This is a genomic window from Clostridium beijerinckii HUN142 (assembly GCF_000621745.1).
Lineage (GTDB): Bacteria > Bacillota > Clostridia > Clostridiales > Clostridiaceae > Clostridium > Clostridium beijerinckii_A.
On the sequence record NZ_KK211335.1, the window covers coordinates 14,490 to 32,768 of the forward strand.

The 18,279-nt window shown below is 31.1% G+C and carries 12 protein-coding genes; all 12 read left to right on the forward strand.

Annotated features, from left to right (window positions below; genetic code table 11):
- Nucleotides 1–203: 203 nt before the first annotated feature.
- Nucleotides 204–1,622, forward strand: coding sequence for a putative bifunctional diguanylate cyclase/phosphodiesterase (locus tag T483_RS0118320; RefSeq protein WP_051560449.1), 1,419 nt, complete (start codon nt 204–206; stop codon nt 1,620–1,622).
- 38 nt (nt 1,623–1,660) lie between these two features.
- Complete coding sequence (locus tag T483_RS0118325) at nt 1,661–3,367, forward strand: methyl-accepting chemotaxis protein (RefSeq protein WP_026888131.1); 1,707 nt, start codon at nt 1,661–1,663, stop codon at nt 3,365–3,367.
- Between the two features lie 753 nt (nt 3,368–4,120).
- Nucleotides 4,121–5,191, forward strand: coding sequence for a galactose ABC transporter substrate-binding protein (locus tag T483_RS0118330; RefSeq protein ID WP_026888132.1), 1,071 nt, complete (start codon nt 4,121–4,123; stop codon nt 5,189–5,191).
- An 88-nt stretch (nt 5,192–5,279) separates the two neighbouring features.
- Nucleotides 5,280–6,779, forward strand: coding sequence for a sugar ABC transporter ATP-binding protein (locus T483_RS0118335; protein ID WP_026888133.1), 1,500 nt, complete (start codon nt 5,280–5,282; stop codon nt 6,777–6,779).
- Between the two features lie 223 nt (nt 6,780–7,002).
- The gene (gene mglC, locus T483_RS0118340) at nt 7,003–8,229 is read left to right on the forward strand and encodes a galactose/methyl galactoside ABC transporter permease MglC (protein WP_026888134.1); all 1,227 of its coding nucleotides are present in this window, start codon (nt 7,003–7,005) and stop codon (nt 8,227–8,229) included.
- Between the two features lie 342 nt (nt 8,230–8,571).
- Entirely contained in the window at nt 8,572–10,188 is a 1,617-nt protein-coding gene (locus T483_RS0118345) for a response regulator (protein ID WP_026888135.1), read from the forward strand.
- 11 nt (nt 10,189–10,199) lie between these two features.
- Complete coding sequence (locus tag T483_RS0118350) at nt 10,200–12,008, forward strand: sensor histidine kinase (RefSeq protein WP_026888136.1); 1,809 nt, start codon at nt 10,200–10,202, stop codon at nt 12,006–12,008.
- Entirely contained in the window at nt 12,008–12,988 is a 981-nt protein-coding gene (locus T483_RS0118355) for a substrate-binding domain-containing protein (RefSeq protein WP_026888137.1), read from the forward strand. Before T483_RS0118350 ends, T483_RS0118355 begins: the two co-directional genes overlap by 1 nt.
- 78 nt (nt 12,989–13,066) lie before the next feature.
- Nucleotides 13,067–14,125: a substrate-binding domain-containing protein gene (locus tag T483_RS0118360; protein WP_026888138.1), complete on the forward strand. Its 1,059-nt coding sequence runs from the start codon at nt 13,067–13,069 to the stop codon at nt 14,123–14,125.
- 472 nt (nt 14,126–14,597) lie between these two features.
- Nucleotides 14,598–15,659, forward strand: a complete 1,062-nt coding sequence (locus tag T483_RS0118365; protein ID WP_026888139.1) for a galactose ABC transporter substrate-binding protein — start codon at nt 14,598–14,600, stop codon at nt 15,657–15,659.
- 56 nt (nt 15,660–15,715) lie between these two features.
- Nucleotides 15,716–16,759, forward strand: coding sequence for a galactose ABC transporter substrate-binding protein (locus T483_RS0118370; RefSeq protein WP_026888140.1), 1,044 nt, complete (start codon nt 15,716–15,718; stop codon nt 16,757–16,759).
- 108 nt (nt 16,760–16,867) lie between these two features.
- Nucleotides 16,868–17,440, forward strand: coding sequence for a beta-class carbonic anhydrase (locus T483_RS0118375; protein ID WP_026888141.1), 573 nt, complete (start codon nt 16,868–16,870; stop codon nt 17,438–17,440).
- The last annotated feature ends 839 nt before the right edge of the window (nt 17,441–18,279 follow it).

Consider the following 18,279-nt stretch of genomic DNA (forward strand, 5'->3'; position numbering starts at 1 on the left):
TATAATATAATAAAATTGGACAAAATATTTATTATGTTCAAATAAATGATATATTTATTTATTTAAAAAGTCAAAGTTTAAAGATTTGTAGAATAATTACGCAACAATCAGCATTGAAATGTTATATTTTGGATTAAGTGGTAGGAATGAGGTGGAAAATTTTACACGTGTTTAGTTGTATTAATTTAAAAGAGGAAGTTATTATGAATAAAATTAAAATTAATATGCCCAGAAAAGAACATAAACTTAAGATAAACATGGTAAGCGCCATAAAAAGAAAATTAAATAAAGATATATATAGGAGAAAAAGCAATAAGTTTAATGAAGAATTTTCAAGATACGATATCCTTACAGGGCTACCTAATAGTACTTATTTTTTTGAGAAGCTTAACAATACTTTGGAAATATCAAAAGCTAATTATAGAAAAGGTGCGGTTATTTATATTGATGTCGATAACTACAAAACTATAAATTCTAGTTGGGGTTATTCTGCTGGTGACTTCATCTTGAAATGTTTTTCTGAAAGGGTGAATAGTTGTATTAGGGGAAAAGGGAAACTATTTAGATTAAATGGGGATGAATTTGCAATTCTAATCTATGAATTTAAATTTATAAATGAAATAGAGGAAATTTGTAATAAAATTTATAAAAATTTAAAGGAACCTTTTAAGATAACAGATGACGATTTGGATATTTATGTAAGTATGGGAATATCTATTTTCCCAGATAATAGTTCAAATGCTGATGAATTATTGAAATTTTGTAATTTGGCTATGTACAAGTCTAAAAAAAGTGGGAAAAATAATTATACAATTTTTAACAATGAAATATTTGAGACATATTATAGGGAGGCATTGATCAGGAGCGAATTAAAGAATGCCATTAATAAGAATGAACTAAATATTAATTACCAACCACAGATTGATTTATCTAACAATGAGATTGTTGGAATTGAAGCATTGTTGAGATGGAATAATGATAAGCTTGGAAATGTTTCACCAGCAGAATTTATACCAATTGCTGAAGAACATGGAGATATAGTCCAAATTGGAGATTGGGTGATGGAAAAATCATTAGAGCAAGCGAGCTTGTGGAAGAATATGGGGTACAAGTTTAATAATATTGCAGTTAATATATCACCGATCCAAATCAAGGAAAAAGATTTTAAGGATAAGTTGTTAAAATGCTGTGATAAGTATAATATTTCTCCAAATTTTTTAGAGATAGAAATAACAGAAAGTACTTTTCTAGATATATCAGAGGAAAAAGTAGAAGTATTAAATGAACTTAAAGAGATGGGAATAAATATTGCAATAGATGATTTTGGTACAGGATATTCCTCTTTAAGCTATTTAATTAATATTTCAGTAAGTACATTAAAGATTGATAAAACATTTGTAGATCATGTAGAAAATTATAAGAACATGGTATTAATAAAGAATATAGTTAACTTATCAAAGGACTTGAAATACAAGGTAATAGTTGAGGGCGTTGAAACAAGAGAGCAGATAGAGGTACTCGCTGACTTAGGATGTAACATAATTCAAGGCTTCTATTTTAGCAAACCGCTTACAGAAGATAGTATGAAAATATTATTGGAGAGTAATGGAATAGGAAAATAATATATAATAGCATTTTAGCAATTGGAGGAAATTTTAATATGAATTTATTAAACCAAGTGAGAGCAAAGTTAATTTCATCATTTTTATTAGTGGCTATATTGATTGCTATTGTAGGCACAGTTGGTGGAATAGAAGTAAAAAGAGTAAATAAAAATGCAGAAACAATGTATAGCGTAAATTTACAAAGTGTTAATGAAATTTTGTCAGTTAAATCAAATATGTCACAAATAAAAAGCGAAGTTTCAGTTATAATGTATGATCAAAATAAAAAAGAAGTTGATCAAGCAAAAAAAAATATTGCTGATATGGTAGCGGCAGATAATGAATATATAGCTAAATATGAGAAATTAATTACTACGTCAGAGGAAAAAGAAAATTGGACAAAGTTTACTAGTAATGTAACAAAATATAGGGATGCGAGAAATAGGATAATAGATGCAGCGGATTTAAACGATTCAAATGAAGTGACCAAGCAGTATAAGATTTTTTTACCTATAGAAGAAGAAATGTTGGCTAGCCTCGATAAGGTTATAGAAATAAATTTGGCTGCAGCAGAAGTGGCAAGTAATAATATTGATTTAGCATCCGCACGAACCAATATAATTATGATTTTGATGAGTGTTGTAGGATTTATAATTGCTATTTTACTTGGAATATTTATGGCAAGCCATGTAAATAAACCATTAAAGAAGATAAGAGATTATGCAGAGAGATTGGCGATGTATGATTTTTCAACGCCAATTACTATTACTAGAAAGGATGAATTTGGACAAACGGGTATTGCTTTGAATAAGGCTCAAAAAAATGTAAATATGTTGGTTAAAGAGATTATGGAAAATTCTCAAGATATAAGTGCATCGAGCGAGGAACTTTCTGCTACAGCTGAAGAATTATCTTTAAGAGCTAGAAGTATCGATGATGCTATAGCAAATATTTCTGATGGGATGCAAGAATCTAGTGCAGCAGCAGAGGAAATAAGCGCATCAGTTGAAGAAGTAGATTCAAGCGTTAATGAACTTTCAGGAAAAGCTATGGAGGGAAGTAGTAGTTCAAGTAAATCTAAAGAAAAAGCAACAGAGGTAAAGAATAATGGTAAAAGGGCTATAGAAGAAACAAGGAATCTATATGCGGAAAAAGAAAACAAAATGTTAGAAGTTATTGAAGATGGAAAAGTAGTAGATAATATAAAAGTTATGGCAGATACAATAGGAAGCATAGCAGAACAAACAAATTTACTAGCTCTAAATGCAGCTATAGAGGCTGCAAGAGCAGGGGAACAAGGTAAAGGTTTTGCAGTTGTTGCAGAAGAAGTAAGAACACTTGCGGAACAGTCATCACAAGCGGTAACATCAATACAAGAAACAATAACTAGGGTTCGCGAAGCTTTTAAAAATAGTATTGATACAGGTAATGATATACTTTCATTTATTAATACTGAAGTACATAGACAATTTAATGCCTATATGGAAACCGGTGACCAATATTATAATGATTCAAATTTTGTCAGCATGATGTCAGAGGAAATTGCAGCTATGTCAGAAGAGATAACAGCTACTGTAGGTCAGGTTAGCGAAGTTGTACAAGACATGGCACAAACTACTCAAAAGTCTAGTGAAGAAGTAACTACAATTAAAGAAAGTATGGATGAAGCCACAAAAGCGATAGATCAAGTTGCATTAACAGCACATAGCCAGGCGGAGCTTGCGCAAAGGCTTAATGAAATGATACAAAAATTTAAAATTTAGGTGTCAAGATGCAAGAAATAATGATTTTATCTTTAAGTCAATTTCATAAATAGAAATATAATTATACATATTGTTTATAGAGGGTATAAATGTTGAACTTATATCCTCTTTTTATATTTTTATTAGAATAAAATCAACTTATACTTTTAATTTCTATATTCTATATATTGATTACCAGAGCCTTAAATGAGTAAAATGAGGATTACTAATTTCTTAAATAGCATTAATGTTATGAATTTTTAATTATAGATAAACAGTTTAAGAATTTTATTTATTAGATGAACATATTTACAAAGTTGCTAAGGCTTTAAGTTCATATCTTCACTAGAAATAATAAATATATTTGTAACCACAAGGGTCATAATATGTAGAAAACATTTGAAAATGAGCTGTTAAAGGGTCTTAGTTGTAGATTGTTCCATCTTAGGTTGTGAAGTGAGAGTCCAAAATTTTCTTTTAGGTTCTCGAGCTTCCCTAGGAAAGTTGGAGCATGCTAAAGTGGATGCAACCTGCAATTTAGCACTTTCAGCGAAATTTTCATAGTCATGCGAAATAACAATGTTTCTACTTTCCGCGGATTATCCCACAAGCCTAAGTTATATGTTGGTTATCTATAACATCTAAGAAATTCGATAAAAGAGTGAAGAATTTTGTATGGAGACTAAGGAATAAAATCCCTATAATTAGTAATGTAAACGAAGACAAATATAAATCTTTGTTTTGGGATTTAGATAAGAATATGGAGGGGTAAAAATGAAAAGGTTTAAGAGTCTATTAACAATTGTAATGTCAGCAGCTATAGTTGCAACAATGGCAGGATGTGGAGCAAGTAAGAGTGCAAGTTCTGGAGGGGATGCGCAAACAAGTACTAAATCTTCAAACACTTTAATTGGTTCAGCAATATATAAATTTGATGATACTTTCATGACAGGAGTTCGTACTGCTATGGAAGGTGAAGCTAAGGAAAAAGGATCAACTATTGAATTAGTGGATTCACAAAATAAACAACCTACTCAAAATGAGCAAGTTGATACATTTATTACAAAGGGTGTAAACGCCTTAGCAATAAATCCAGTTGATAGAACTGCAGCAGGTCCTATCATTGAAAAAGCAAAAGCTAAGAAACTTCCAATCGTATTTTTAAATCGTGAGCCAGAAAAAGCAGATATGGATAGCTATGATAAGGTTTGGTATGTAGGTGCACATGCAGAACAATCAGGAACTTTATCAGGTCAACTTATAGCTGATTACTTCAAGGCACATCCAGAAGCAGATAAAAATCATGATGGAGTTGTACAATACGTAATGCTTCAAGGAGAACCAGGACATCAAGATGCTACTCTTCGTACAGAATATTCTATAAAAGCTATTGAAGCTGCAGGATTAAAAACTCAAAAGCTTGCTGCTGATACAGCAATGTGGGACAAGGCAAAAGCTACTGACCTTATGAAAGCATTCATGACAGGTCAAGGTGTTGATAAGATAGAAGCAGTTCTTTGTAACAATGATGATATGGCTCTTGGTGCAGTAGAAGCATTAAAAGCTGAAGGATATAACAAAGGTGATGCATCTAAATATATTCCAGTAGTTGGAGTTGATGCAACAGCACCAGCACTACAAGCTATGAAAGAAGGATCACTTCTTGGAACAGTTCTAAATGATGCAGAAAACCAAGGTAAGGCTACAGTTAATATAGCTTTAGCAGCTGCTCAAGGGAAAGAAATTAATAAAGAAAATATTGGATTTGATGTAACTGATGGAAAATATGTATGGATTGACTATGTAAAGGTTACTCAAGATAACTACAAGGATTATTTAAAATAAGATATATCTGGCATAGAAATTGTCAGGGATGCGAGATTATAAAAAATCCCCATCCCTGAATTATTATTTAAAAAAGGAGGATGCTTGTATGGGTGAATATGTACTGGAGATGAATAACATAACAAAGGTATTTCCAGGAGTAAAAGCATTAGATGGTGTAACATTGAAGGTTCGCAAGGGAAGTGTCCATGCATTAATGGGAGAAAATGGTGCTGGGAAATCAACCCTAATGAAATGTCTATTTGGTATTTATCATGAAGATGGTGGAGAGATCATATTAGATGGAAAGAAAATGGAGATAAATACTTCAAAACAAGCATTGGATTTAGGTGTATCAATGATACATCAAGAATTGCACCCAATTCGTTTCCGTCCAGTTATGGAAAACATTTGGCTTGGCAGATTTCCAATGAAAGGAATTGCTGTTGATAAGAAAACTATGATTAAGAAAACAAAGGAATTATTTGAAGAAATTGAGTTAGATATAAATCCTGAAGCATTAGCGGGAACACTTTCTCCATCTAATCTTCAATTAGTTGAAATAGCAAAGGCTGTTAGCTATAATTCTAAAATTATTATTATGGATGAACCGACTTCATCATTAACAGAAAATGAAACTAAGCATTTATTTAAGATAATAAAACAACTTCAAAATAAGGGCTGTGCAATTATATACATATCCCATAAGATGGAGGAAATTCTTAAGATATCAGATGAAGTAACAATTATGAGAGATGGTCAGTATGTAGGAACTTGGGATGCCAAAGATCTTACAACAGACTTAATTATAAATCGTATGGTTGGTCGTGATATGACTAATAGATTTCCACCAAGAGAATATACACCAAGTAAAGATGTTGTATTAAGGGTAGAAAATCTTTGTTCTCCAATTAAGAAATCATTCCAAAATGTAAGCTTTGATTTACATAAGGGTGAAATACTAGGAATAGGTGGTCTTGTTGGGGCACAACGTACAGAATTAGTCGAAGCACTATTTGGACTTCGTGAAGTAGAGTCTGGAACTGTGGAAAAGGATGGAAAAGTAATAAAAATAAAAATTCCCAAAGATGCAAAAGAGCATGGTTTTGCACTGTTAACAGAAGAAAGACGTGCTACTGGAATATTTGGCATTCTTTCAGTGTTAGATAATACTGTAATTGCAAGTCAGAAAGAATATGCTAAAGCGGGAGTTTTACAAGAAGCAAAGAGATATAAAGCTGCAAAGCAGTCAAATCAGGAACTTAGAACTAAAACACCAAGTATGGAACAATTGATTCAAAATCTTTCTGGAGGAAATCAACAAAAAGTTTTAATTGCACGTTGGCTTCTTACAAATCCAGATATTCTTATATTAGATGAGCCTACAAGAGGAATTGATGTTGGGGCTAAGTATGAAATTTATTCTATCATGCATGAATTGGTTAAGAAAGGCAAGTCAATTATTATGATTTCTTCTGAAATGCCAGAATTACTTGGTATGTCAGATAGAGTTATGGTTATGTGTGAAGGTAAAGTTACTGGGATTTTAGATCAAAGTGAAGCAGATTCAGTGAAAGTTATGAATCTTGCTACAAAATTTATGCAATAAGAAATATCTCCTTTATCAAGTTAAACTTGATTCAGGTAGGACCAATCCGCAGCTGAATTTTAGTTGAACTTATACCCATAAGGGGCACAGTGTCCATGAGTATGCAACCGTTATGTTATCTTACATATAAAGAAGTGAAAATGTTACGGACGCTAGTTATTGGATAAATGAATTTTTATAACAAATGATTTTGGTAGGAGAGAAAGAAAGTGAGGTATGTAATATGAGTGGAGAAAAGATAGTTTCACGAAAAGGCTTTGGAAAAATATTTTTAGGTATTGGTGCTTTTTTGGTGGCTTTAGGAATTGTTTTTAATTTTATTTTAGATCCAAGTGTATTTTATGATTTACCAATTTATATAGATGGAGTTGGTATAGCATTACTTATTTATGGAGCAAAGCAGTTTTTTGATAAGAAAAATGCAGATATGGAGGTTGTTTTTTCATCAAAAACTATAAAGAATTTCTTTACAGATAATGCAATAATTATAGCGTTATTATTACTAGTAGTTGTAATTATGATAATTCAACCACGTTTTATGCAATATGCTGTATTTCTAGATATTTTGACACAATCATCAACAAAAATGATTGTTGCTTTAGGAATATGTTTTACATTATTAATTGCTGGTACTGATTTATCAGCAGGACGTATGGTAGGTCTTGCAGCTGTAATATCAACTTCAATGTTGCAAAACCCTGATTATGCAAATAGATTCTTCCCTAATATGCCACAGTTAGCAGTTATCATTCCAATACTGTTAGCAGTAGTTGGATGTGCTATATTTGGAGTTCTTAATGGTTTCTTGGTTGCGAAATATGATATGCATCCATTTATTGCAACATTGGCATCTCAAGTTATAGTATATGGTGTAACTTCTCTATACTTTGACTTACCTCCAAACAAATCACAACCTATTGGTGGTATTCGTCCAGATTTTATAGAGATTGGACAAACAAAATTGTTTCAAATTGGAAGCTTCCCAGGAATATCAATTTTAGTTCCAATTGCTGTAGTATTCATCATTCTAGTATGGTTTATTTTAAATAAAACTGTATTTGGTAAGAATGTATATGCTATTGGTGGTAACCGTGAAGCAGCAGTAGTTTCTGGAGTAAATGTATTTGCAACTATTATGGGAATATTCATCTTCGCATCACTTTTATATGGTGTTGGTGGTGTACTCGAAGCAGCTAGAACAGCTGGTGCAACAAATAACTATGGTAATGGTTATGAGCTTGATGCGATCGCAGCCTGCGTTGTAGGTGGTGTTTCATTAAATGGTGGTGTTGGTAAAGTTGGTGGAATAGTAAGTGGTGTTCTAATATTTACTGTTATCCAATATGGATTACAATTTATAGCGGTAAGTCCTATGTGGCAACAAGTTATAAAAGGTATCATCATAGCAGTTGCAGTTGCAATAGATATGGCAAAATACAGAAGAAAATAATTCATACACAAATAAATAAAATGCAGGCAAATCATCAGTTTTTTAGCTGGAGGTTTGCCTGTATTTTGTTTATTTTCTAAATAATAAATGAATTGGTAAGGTTTAGCACTCATGCTAGTAATAATTTAATACATAATGTATAATAGTATTTAGGCACAATCAAAAATAACAAATTTACCTGTCAGCCTTTTTTCATCATACTTCGTAGCCAAATTGCTCTAATAGACCCGCTATGAGGGCGAATTTGTCTCATCGTCTGATAAAAAGTATTCATGGCAGTTCTTGAAGTGTTATTTATTTTCATGCGCCTTAGCAAATAATTCATCTATCGGAGGTAGTTAAATGAATTTATATAGAATTATGATTGTAGATGATGAAGAAGAAATACGTCTTGGAATCATAAAAAAGATTGATTGGGAAGCCAATGGATTTATAGTTGTTGGTGATGCCGAGAATGGACAAGATGCCTTAGAAAAAGCAGAAAGACTACAGCCAGATGTTATAATGACAGATATTAAAATGCCATTTATGGATGGGTTGGAACTAGGAAAGAAGCTGGTAGAATTAATGCCATCTACAAAAATTATTGTATTTTCAGGATGTGATGATTTTGAGTATGCTCATAAAGCAATAAAGATAAATGTAGTTGAATACGTTCTGAAACCGATTAACTCTGTAGAACTTATAGAAGTTTTAGTGAGGTTAAAAGAACAGCTTGATCGCGAATATAATGAAAAAAGAAATTTAGAAACACTTTATAAGCATTATATTAAAAGTTTACCAGTAATTAGAGAACAATTTTTAGTTGGTGTAATTGAAGGAAGGATAAGTGAAGAACAATGGCATGAACAACTGGAGGAGCTTGGAATAGATTTTAGGTATGAGTATTTATCAGTAGGACTTATCCAGGCAGATGGTACATTATCTTTTGAAGAAAACTTAAATAGTTTTTCTGGGCAAAAGGAATCAGCACTTACACCAATTTCTATTAAGAAAATTGTAGATGAAAATATGGGTAAGTATTGTAAGTTTATTAGTTTTATCTATTCTGGTATGGTAATAGTTATGGGGAATTTTGAGAAAAAGGAAGATATATTATTATTTATAAAAGGTATAAATGAGGTTTGCAAAGTTTATAAGAGAATTATGAGTTTAACAATATCTGCAGGGATAGGGTATGTTTATAATAATCCTTTGCAAATACGTTTTTCGTATAGAACTGCACAAAATGCATTAGATTATAGATTTATATTAGGAGCTGGAAAAGCTATTTATATTGATGATGTAGAACCAGATAATTCAATCCAGCTACAACTTGATGAGAAAGAAGAACGATCAATGCTAAATGCAATAAAAATTTCTTCAGAGGATGAAATTTCAGAGGCAATTGATAGTTTGTTTAAGAAAACAGAAGATTTATTATTGCCTTTTAATCAATATAGAATTTATCTTATGGAAATTATGACATCACTTTTAAAACTTGTTCAAACATATGCATTTGACATAGAAGAAGTTTTTGGTGAAAATTTTAATGCATACAGTTATTTGGAATCATTCAATTCTATTCATGAAGTCGAGAAATGGATTATAGGAAAAGCTATTAGGATAAATAGTTATATTAAAAGGGAGCGAATCAATTCATCTATGATGCTTATTGAGAAAGCAAAACAATATATAAAAGAAAATTATAGTGATTATGATATTTCTGTAGAAAGGTTATGTTCTAAATTACATGTCAGCCCAACATATTTTTCTACAATGTTTAAGAAGGAAACAGGAACAAGTTTCGTAAATTATCTCACAGCAACACGTTTAGAAGAAGCTGTTAAGCTTTTGAATACAACTGATGATAAGACATACATGATAGCGGAAAAAGTTGGATATCCAGAAGCTAATTATTTTAGTTATGTTTTTAAAAAACAGTTTGGAGTATCTCCATCAAAGTATAGAAAGAATTGAGTTGAGTTACCATGCTTAATTTGTTGAAAAGAAAAATACAAAAGATAATAAAATACGCTAATAGCGGTAGTATACAACATATAATATCAATTTCATTTACCGTAATAGCAGTTATAGGAATGGTCACTGTTGGAGGGGCTTTATATTTTCGTTTTATAACTTCAACTGAAGAAATGGTATCTGAGCATAATAAATCTATGTTGGATCAAGTAAATTTAAATTTAGATTCTTATTTGAGGAATATGATGAAAGTGTCTGATACTACTTATTACAATGTAATCAAGAAGAAAGATTTAGCTACAGATACTATAGATAAAGAAATGGACTTATTGTATGAAACAAATAAAGATTCACTTATAAGTATATGCGCTTTTTCACAAGAGGGGGAAGTTATAGCGGCATCTCCTGTAAAGCAATTAAAGAGCTCTATCGATCCAAGAGTAAATGATTGGTTTACTAAGGCGATAGATAAGAAAGAAAATTTACATTTTTCAACACCTCATGTTCAAAATTTATTTGTAGATCCCGATTATAAATATCGATGGGTCGTATCTTTAAGTAGGGCTGTTGAACTTACTAATAATAAAAAAACAACATCTGGGGTGTTGCTAGTTGATATAAATTTTAGTGGAATAGAGCAGATATGCAAAAATGCAAATATAGGAAAATCAGGATATGTTTATTTAGTAGATAGAGAGGGCGAGATTATTTATCATCCGAGACAGCAATTGATTTATTCAGATTTAATAGATGAAAATAATAAAATTGAAGCAACTTATGATGATGGAAATCATATAGAAACTTTCAGAGGAGAAAAAAGATTAGTTACAGTTAAAACTGTTGGATACACTGGATGGAAGATTGTTGGAATTACACCAATGTTAGATATCACTTCAGATTATTATCAAATGAGTATATTCGCTGTTTTTATCATGTCTTTCGCTATTTTCATTCTTGTATTTCTTAATATGTTCGTTTCATCAAGAATAGCTAATCCAATACGATCATTAGAAAAATGTGTGAAGAAACTGGAAAATGGAGTGAAAAATGTAGATATTTCGATAAGTGGATCTTATGAGATTCAGCATTTAGGAAAAGCAATTCGTTCCATGGTCAATCAAATGCATACACTTATGGACAACATAATGGTTGAACAAGAATCAAAAAGAAAAAGTGAGCTTAATGCTCTTCAAGCACAAATTAATCCTCATTTTTTATATAACACATTAGACTCAATCATATGGATGATAGAAAATGAAAATTATGATGGAGCAATAATTATGGTAACTGCTTTAGCAAAACTTTTCAGAATAAGCTTAAGCAAAGGGAAGAATGTAATAACAGTGAGAGATGAAATTGAACATGCGCGAAATTATTTGACTATACAAAATATACGGTATAAAAATAAATTCACATATAATATTGAGGTTGATGAGAAAGTTCTTAATTACGCGAGCATTAAATTAATTATTCAACCGCTAATTGAAAATGCAATTTATCATGGTATGGAATTTATGGGGGGAGATGGTGAGATCTTAGTAAATGCATATGCAAAAGATAATGAGGTATATATTGATGTTGTAGATAACGGACTTGGTATGTTGCAAGAAGTTGCGGATAGCCTTTTAACAGGTGAAAGTAAGGTTGAAAGGAAGAGTTCTGGTATCGGATTGAAGAACGTTAATGAAAGAATACAATTATATTTTGGAAAGAATTATGGTCTTGAAATTTATAGTGAACCAGATGAAGGGACAACAGTTCGTATTCATATGCCATGTATAGACTTTTACGAAATTAGGAAGAGGGAGGAAGAGAAATAGTGAAGAGAAAAAGGAAGCAAATTTTTATTACTTTATTTTTACTATTAATATTATCTTTCTTACTTTTCTTAAATAATACATTGTGGCATGAAAAAGATACAAAGATATATAACATATCAGTTATAACTAGAGGAAGAAACAGTGAAAGCTTAATGATAATGAGACAGGGGATTGAACAAGCAGCTTCAGAAATGAATGTGAATGTAAGTTTTGTCACTTTATCGGAAGATAATAGCGTAGACGAGCAGAAAGAGCTTATAGAGCGAGAGATAAAAAATAAGGCAGATGCAATAATTGTGTCTCCTGCAGATTACGAAAAGATGGCAGAACCAATAGAAAGCGCTAGAAAAAAGATACCAATTATACTATTTGATTCTACTATAAAATCAGAACATGCTCAGCCTAGTATTTCTTGCGATAACTATAAGCTTGGATCTAGATTAGGAGAAGAATTAATAAAGAACGGAGATAAAAATAAAAATATACTCATAATCAAAAACAATTTAGAGTGTAGCGGTATAAAGGAAAGATATGATGGATTCATGAGTGTTATGAATAGAACAGATAACAAATGTGAATTTGGGGAGTTTTCAGAAGACAAGCAAGTTACTTATTATAATCAAGCCAAAAGTTTGTTAGAGAACAATAATATTGATGTTGTAGTTACATTTGATGCAGGATTATTAGAAAATGTTTCTCAAGCTAAAAAGGATTTAATGGGTATTAACAAAGGAAAAGCATCAATAAAGATATATGGGGCAGGAAGTACAAGCAAAATTCTTTCTTTTTTAGAAGATAAGGTTATTAGTGCAACAGCCATTCAGAATGAATTTAATGTAGGATACCTAAGTATAAAATCAGCAGTATATAAAATTAATAAAAAAGATATGCCCAATAACATTATCTCTTCAACAGTTATAAATACAGAAAATATGTACTCGGAAGAAAATCAAAGATTATTATTCCCATTTGTTAGATAAGCGCCATAAATGCTAAAAATGAATTTTACTATAAATGCATTTGAGTGCTTGATGGAATCATATGGTGGAGGGATTGTAGTGAGATTAATTAAGAAATTATCAGGGCTTTTAACAGTAGTTTCAATTTTTAATGTGTTATCATCTTGTAGTGCAAATGTGAAAACAGGAAATTATAGTAATGATATTAAAGAAATAAAAATAGGTGTGACCTTATATAAACAAGATGATGCGTTTATATCAGAAATTGCGAATAATATTGAAGATATAGCGAAAGAGAAAGAAACTCAAGGTAAATATAAAATAATTGTTAATGTTGCAGATGCAAAAGGAAATTTGATTAACCAGAGTAATCAAGTAGATAAATTTGTTGCACAAAATTATGATGTTATATGTGTAAATATGGTTGATCGTACAGCAGCGTCTATGATTATAGATAAAGCAAAATCAGCTAATATTCCAATTGTTTTCTTTAACCGTGAGCCAGTAGAAGAAGATATGGAAAGATGGAACAAGCTCTATTATGTTGGAGCAGACGCACAACAATCGGGTGAGATGCAAGCTAATATTATTATAAATGCTTATAAAAAAGATAATAGAATGGTAGATAAAAATGGAGATGGTAAAATCCAATATGTAATGATTGAAGGAGAGCAGGGACATCAAGATTCTTTAATTAGAACAGAATATTGTATCAAAACTATAACTCAAAATGGAATTGAATTAGAGAAATTAGCTGATGATACGGCAAATTGGCAAAGTGCTCAGGCAACAACAAAGATGTCGCAATGGATTAAAAATTTTGGAGATAAGATCGAGGTTGTATTTAGTAATAACGATGATATGGCACTTGGAGCAATAAATGCAATAAATGATGCTAATATAAGCGGTAAGAAACCACTAGTTGTAGGAATTGATGGGCTTCCTAAAGCGTTAGAGGCAGTGAAAAATGGATCTATGATAGGAACTATTTTAAATGATTCTAAGAAACAGGCAAATGCTATCTTTAATCTTGCATATACATTAGCTTCCCATGGAAATGTAAATTCCATAGAGGGACTAGAAAAAGGGAAGTACATTAGGACTCCTCATGCTGAAGTTACCAGCGATAATGTTGACCTATATATAGAAAACAAATAAAGATATATACTATGCGTAAAGTAGAAGTATGCTTATCATTAAACAAAGAAGTAAAACATATTTTGATTTACTTCTTTTTTAGTATAAGTATACTTCTATTTTTCATAAATTTTTATCAATAATAGTTATGTTTATTTATATTTAGATTATATCAAATATATTTCGTATCAGTATAAACTTCTTTATTACACGCATAATAAAAATAAATAATTTAAGTTTATATGTAACTAATTAAATGAAATCAAACTTAATAAATTTAATAGTTATTCTAATTAAAAAGTGAAGGTAAAACTGAATTTATCTTTTTTTATTTAGAATAAGCTGATATTTATATATATATGTTGCAATAATAAATTTACACTTAAAATTCTAGTGAGGTAAGTCCTTAGTTAAGACTCAAATAGAAATTCAATTCAAACATATATACATTAAAATAACAAAACTTTGTCCATAAAATTACTGGAGGATAAAAATGAGACATTCTAAAAAGATATTGGTATTATGCACTATTACAATTATGATAATAAATCTAGTATTAAATTCTAATAAAGCAGCTGCTAATTCGCAGTTAACAGCTACTGAAGGAAGGCCAGTAAGAGCAAGTGTGCTATTACGTACTTTGGATGATCCATACACGGTCTTACTTAAGCAAAGCTTTGAAGAAATTCAGAAAAATAATCCAGGGAATATTGAGTTTACCTTTTATGACTGCAAAAATGATCAATCATTACAAAATAGAGATATTAATTTAATACTTAATAACGAAAGTGTAGATCTTATATTACTGAATTTAGTAGATCCAGGAGGAGTAAAGCCGATTATAGATGCAGTTAAAGAAAAAAACATACCTCTGGGTTTATTTAATATAGAACCACTGAATATGGAACCTGTAAGATCATATAGTAAAGCTTATTTTGTTGGAACAAATCCAGCAGAAGCAGGAATACTGCAAGGAGAGCTTCTTTCTAACTTGTGGAATAAAGATAAAAAAATTATTGATAAAAATGGAGATAATATAATGCAATATGTTATGCTGATGGGACCGCGCGACAACTTAGAAGCAATTGGTAGAACAAAATATTCTGTTTTATCAATAAATGATGCAGGAATTAAAACGGAAGAAATTGCGTTGAGAGTTTGCAACTGGGAAGAGGACTTGGCTAGGGATACTATGGATTCATTATTTTTAGGAAATAGTAATAAAATTGAAGTTATAATTTCTAATAATGATGCGATGGCAATAGGGGCAATTGAGGCACTACAAAAATATGGATATAATGATGGAGATAAAAGCAAAGTAATACCGATTGTCGGTGTAGATGCAATACCAGAGGCAAGGCAACTTATTAGTGAGGGAATTATGACTGGATCTGTCCCTCAAGATGCAGCTAGAATGGCAGAAGCAACATATCTTATCGGAATAAATTTAGTTAATGGCAAAGAGCCGCTTGCCGGGACTTCATATAAGTTTGATGATACGGGAGTTTCAGTACGTATTCCTTACAAAGGATATATAAGTAATGATAACATCTAAGGCTATTTAAGTTGATTAAATAATTTATAGTAAACAATATGGAGGATTAACATAAGATGTCTAAAAAGATAATTGCCACAATTGTTATGATGATTGCAGCGGCTATGCTAATAAGTATCAACCAAAGCAATATCATGGTGAGTTCAAGAATTGCTGAAGGGAAACCTATTAAAGCAGCTGTACTAGTATATAGATTTGATGATGCATATATTTCTTTAGTTCGCGAAAATCTAGAAAAAATACAAAAAGAGAACGAAGGAAATATTGAATTTATTTTTTATGATGGGAAGAATGATCAATCTATACAGGATAAAGATATTAATAATTTAATTGAAAAGCAAGATGTTGATCTTTTGCTGGTAAATCTAGTTCAAACAACGAGTACGCAGTTAGTTATTAATAAAGTAAAAGGAATTAATATTCCAGTAATTCTATTTAATAGGGAACCAGTTGCGATAGATTCTATAAGATCTTATAATAAAGCTTGCTATATAGGAACAGAGGCGGAGGAAGCCGGACTATTACAAGGAAAAGTTATCATAAATGAATGGAATAAGAATAAAACAGCAATAGATAAAAATAAAGATGACATACTTCAATATGTTATGCTTATGGGTGAACAAAACAATTTAGAGGCAATTAAAAGAACAGAATACTCAATATTAAAAATTAATAATTCAGGAATAAAGACTCAAGAGGTTGCATTAAGGGTTTGTAATTGGAATGAGGAAGAAGCTGAAAATTTTACTAAAACATTGTTTTTGCAGTATGGAAATAAAATCGAAGCTATAATTGCGAATAATGATTCCATGGCTATAGGTGCAATTAAAGCACTGCAAGAATATGGCTATAATAAGGGTGGCAAGACTCCTACTATATCAGTTGTAGGAGTTGATGCAATACCAGAAGCGCAGGAATTAATTAAACAAGGAATAATGACAGGATCTGTTCTACAGGACCCGTATGAATTAGCTAAAGCCCTCTACAGTGTTGGAATTAATTTGGTTTCTAATAAAAACCCGCTTTATGACACAGAATATAAATTTGATCAGACAGGAGTTTCAATTCGCTTGCCTTATCATGAATACATGGGTAAGTAAGAATTAAAAGATATATAAAATAACTTTACAATCAAACCAAGTTAACTTAATATTAAGTTAATAAAAAAAACGTATTATATTATTAGATTTACGAGGAGTGGGGCTAAAATGAGTAAATTAGAAGAAATAATAAAGTATAATGAAAGTTTTGTGGGGAACAAAGATTATCAGGAATATGTAACAACTAAGATACCTAAGAAAAAGATGGCGATATTATCATGCATGGATACAAGGCTAACAGAATTGTTGCCTAAAGCCATGAATATCAAGAATGGGGATGCAAAAATAATAAAAGATGCTGGAGCAACAGTTATGCATCCATTTGGTGGGGTAATGAGAAGTATATTAGTTGCAGTATATGAATTTGGTGCAGAAGATGTTTTTGTAATAGGACATCATGGCTGTGGGATGAGTAATTTAAACACAAAAAAACTTGTTGATAAAATGTTAGATAGAGGAATTAAAGAGGAAACTCTCTCAACTTTAAATAACGCGGGAGTTAACGTTGAGAGATGGCTTCATGGTTTTGAATCTGTTGAGGATTCAATAAAAGAAAGTGTTAAAATGATAAAAGATCATCCTCTTTTGCCTGAGGATGTAAGGGTACACGGTCTTATTATGAGTCCTGAAACTGGAGAATTAGAAATCATAGTGAATGGAGATATTAAAGCCGCAGACTAAGAGTATTGCGAAGCACTAGATATCTAAAGTAAACTTAAAGTTATATATGTAAACACCGAAAGGAAGGTCATGCATTTGTTCTAGGTTGCTGGAGTATTTAACTGTGAATTTCCAATAGAAGAAGTTGCATCATTTCTGCATGCTCCTGTGACAAGCACGGGACAAGCGAAAATGGAACAACTTCTACTGAAGAAATATTTACAGCTAAATCCTATATGTAACACCTACACAAAAGCAAGACCTTCTTTTCTGGTATATACTACAATACATAAAATATTGTTTAACTTTACACTCGGTATCTATGTGCGAAATACTTAGAAATCAATATGATGGATTGTGATTTTGAAACCTATTTCTATGTGTTATCAAATCTACAGTGTTAATAAATACTCAATAATTTTAAACTTAAACATTGAACGTTATGTATGAGTAAAATTTGTGCATCTGTATGAGGCCAATATAATTCCCGGTCTGACACATAATAATCAGTGTATTTTTGAGCATATTTTTTTCATTTACTTACGTTGCTAACAATAGAAATATAAAAATACTTGTATGTATATAGTTTTATTTTAAATTTACTTCTAATGCAAAGAAAGGGAATATATGCTTTTGTGCAGCGTTCATTAGAAGATTTTGCTGGATGTGAATCTTAGAGTAGAAATTGTTCCAAATGTGCTTGTTCAAAGCTGTGCTTTGAGGCTAGCACTTTGGGCACAACTTGTGCGCTTAGAATCACCCAGCAAAATCTTCAAAGAACTGGAACAAACGCATATATTCCCTTTCGAGGGTTCAGCAGCAAACACTTGCAAGTATTTCTATATTTCACTCAATTAGCA